The organism is Geminicoccus flavidas (assembly GCF_009806515.1).
GTDB classification, from domain to species: Bacteria; Pseudomonadota; Alphaproteobacteria; order Geminicoccales; family Geminicoccaceae; genus Geminicoccus; species Geminicoccus flavidus.
Map to the genome: position 1 here is coordinate 1 of NZ_WUJP01000878.1, position 3215 is coordinate 3215.

General features: G+C 69.1%; 2 protein-coding genes and 1 pseudogene. All 3 read right to left on the reverse strand.

The window, feature by feature from the left end; all coding sequences use genetic code 11:
* Window positions 1–680: pseudogene (locus EQG76_RS25090) on the reverse strand (hypothetical protein); the annotation flags it as partial.
* A 144-nt stretch (window positions 681–824) separates the two neighbouring features.
* Complete coding sequence (locus EQG76_RS25095) at window positions 825–2336, reverse strand: GMC family oxidoreductase (RefSeq protein ID WP_159717386.1); 1512 nt, start codon at window positions 2334–2336, stop codon at window positions 825–827.
* Window positions 2337–2373: 37 nt separating this feature from the next.
* Window positions 2374–3180, reverse strand: a complete 807-nt coding sequence (locus EQG76_RS25100) for an ABC transporter permease (RefSeq protein ID WP_200841101.1) — start codon at window positions 3178–3180, stop codon at window positions 2374–2376.
* Between the last annotated feature and the right edge of the window lie 35 nt (window positions 3181–3215).

A 3215-nucleotide genomic window follows, 5' to 3' on the forward strand; every position in this document is an offset into this window, starting at 1 on the left:
GGGGGTGCCGGAGGCGGAGGTGCCGCCAGTGGCTGCAGTGCCGGGGCGGGCTCGGGTGGCTGGAGGATCGCTGCCAGGTCCGGTTCGGGCAGCGGGCCCAGCTCCGCTTCCGCGTCGAGCTTCGGCAGGGCCAGCGGTGCCGGTGCGGCGGCGGGCGGTGGTGCCGCCGGCTCCGCGACCGGTGGCCGGGACAGGTCCGGCTGGAGATCGGCGACCTGCCATTCGGTCAGGGACGGCTGGTACCAGGCAGCGGTCAGCACGGCACCTGCCGCCAGGAGTGCGGCCACCCCGCCCAGCCACTTCCGGCGCGGCGCCGCTCTGGAGGCACGCTTGCGCGAGGCTCCGCCACGCCGTTCCTTCTGCCGCGGCAGCATGCCGGGATCGGGCGTGTGGCGCATGACCGGGATCACGCCCGCGACCCCTTCCGGCCCGATCAGCGCACGGGCTTCCCGGCGCGCCTCGCTGAAGACCCAGTCCTCCACCGAGCCCAGGCGCGGGTCGAAGCGGCCGCCATTGCGCGCCACCTCGGCCAGCACTGGCCGCCGCAGCCCGGCGGCCAGGGTCTCGTCGTCCAGCCAGTGGGCGAGCATCGCCTCGACCCTGGTCCCGTAGCGCCGGTCCAGCTCGGCTGCGTTCGCCGGTACCGACGCGCTGGCGGTCGCATACCCTGCGGTCTGCATCTCCAAAATCCTCTCGGCCGCGCGTCGCTTGAGGAAGAATGCCTTCCGGGCTCAAGCGGCCCGAGCAACATAACACGCGCGCGCACTTGCCTTACGCACAAAGCGCCCGATGCGGATGCAACAGCTGGGCATCCCGCGCAAGGGTCAGTCGCGCGAGATCTCCTGAATGGCATCGAACTTGCGCGCGAGGCGATGGCCCAAGGCGGCGGTGGGGAGGTTGGTGTTCGCCGTGGTGACGAACGGCATGATGGAGGCGTCCGCCACCATCAACCCGTCCAGCCCATGGACGCGCCCATAGCCGTCCACCACCGCACCGGCCGCCGGGTCCCGGCCGATCGAGCAGGTCGAGGCCGGGTGGTAGTAGTGCTGGTGCGAGGCGCGGATCCAGTCCCTGACCTTGTCGTCCTGCGTGCCGACGCCGGGCACGATCTCCTCCAGCTCCTCCGCGATAGGCGCATGGGACATGATCCGGCGGGCCTCCGCCACGCCCCAGGCGAGCGCCTGGAGATCGATCTCCTCGAGATCGGTCACATGGCTGTGCTCGATGGCGAAATGGAGGCTGCCGTCCTTGCGCACCGGGCGGACCTGGCCGCGCGAGCGCGGGTTCAGGAGGCCGACATAGACCTGCCAGTACCAGTCCTGCAGGTCGGGCGTGCGGCCGCCCACCGAGAAGATGTGCATGTCGAAGGGGTTCTGGGCAAAGGGACTCCGCACCTTGGCGATGGTGCCCTCGTCATAGTTGAGGCGGAGCTGCTCGTGCGCCTGGGTCCGCCCGATCAGCTGGTCCTTGGCGCGGTAGGTGAGCGCCATGGCCGGATGGTCCTGCAGGTTGCGCCCGACACCCGGCAAAGCGTGACGCAGCTCGATGCCGGCTTCCTGGAGGGTAGCCGGATCGCCGATGCCCGAGCGCAGCAAGAGCATCGGTGAGCCATAGGCGCCCGATGCGACGACCACATAGTCACCCCTCAGCTCATGGGGCTCACCCCGCCGAAAGCCGCGCACGCCCACCGCACACCTGCCGTCCAGGAGCAGCTCGGCCGCCTCGAAATTGGCCTCGACCGAGAAATTGTCCTGGCCGCGCACCGGGTCGACGAAACCGAACGCGGCATTCCAGCGAATGCCGCCCTTCTTGTTCATCGGGCAGATCGAGACGCCGACCCCCTCGTCGATGTCGTTGATGTTATCGGAGTGCGGGATGCCCGCCGCGCGCGCCGCGTGGTAGAAATCCTGCTGGTAGGGCGAGAACTCCTCGAACGGCAAGGTGCGCACGTTCAGCGCCCGGTCGACCGCGGCGAAGTCCTCCAGGAACTCGTCCGGGTTCCAGAAGTCGACCCCGCCCGCCTCCGACCACTTCTCGAAATCGCTGCGAATGCCGCGCACCGCGGCGCAGCCATTGTGCGAGGAGCAGCCGCCCATCACCCGAGCCCGCTCCAGCCGGTACGAGCGCGAGGAGCCCGGGTCTTGGTTCTCCAGGCCCCAGTCGTGCGTGGTCGGGATGCGCCGCGAATCCAGGAGCTCGAACGGCCAGCCATGCGCGTCGAACCGGCCGAAGTCCGAGCCGGCCTCCACCAGCACGACCTCGTGCCGGCGGTCCTGCGCCAGCCGGCCGGCGAAGGTCGCACCGCCGCTGCCGGCCCCTATCACGATCACCCGCATGACGAACCCTTCCTCGGTTGGTTGGTGGCGCGCATGGTCATTCCCGGTGGCCGAAGCTGACGATCCGGTAGCGCATCAGGAGATACATCACGGCGAACGCCCCCAGGACGACGCCGTTCACCAGGGCCGCCAGCGCGAACAGCTCGCCGCCCAGGCCGAAGCGCAGCGAGCCCCAGGCGATGGTCGGCAGGGTCGGGATGGCCCCCAGGTTGTAGAAGGAGATCTCGAGATTGTTGAAGGCCAGGATGAAGCTGACCAGGAACGCGCCGAGCATGGCCGGCCAGATCAGCGGCAGGGTGACCTCGAAGAAGCAGCGCAGCGGCCGGGCGCCGAACACCATGGCGGCGTCGTCCAGCCTCCAGTCGTAGCGCGAGAGCTGGGCCAGCATGATCAGGAAGGCGAACGAGGTGCAGTGCACCGCGTTGCCGATCATGGCCGAACCCATGTTGCCCGGCAGGTTCAGGATCTGGCGGTTGAACAGGAGGTTGGAGATGCCGACCAGCAGGTCCGCCACGAACAGGGGGCAGAGGAAGATCACCACCATCAGCGCCCGCCAGCGCGACCGGTATTTCAGCACCGCGATGCTGCCCATGGTCGCGACGACGGTGCAGATCACGGCACTGCCCACGCCCAGCAGGATGCTGTTCCACAAGCCTTCCCGGTAGGTCTGGTCCGCTCCCAGGGCGGTGTAGTGGGCGAGCGTCCAGCTGGGCGGGAAGGGCCAGTTCAGGTCCTTCTGGAAGGACACGTAGATCACGTAGGCGATGGGCGCGTAGAGGAACAGATAGAGGCTCAGCAGCAAGACACCGCCGGTCAGCCTGGCCAGGAGCTCGCCCGCCTTCACCGCTCAGCCCTCCCGCCCAGTGAAGCCGCTGCGGC

Coding starts and splice junctions, on each gene's coding strand:
- EQG76_RS25095 (WP_159717386.1), bottom strand. CDS start 2,336: ATGCGGGTGATCGTGATAGGGGCCGGCAGCGGCGGTGCGACCTTCGCC.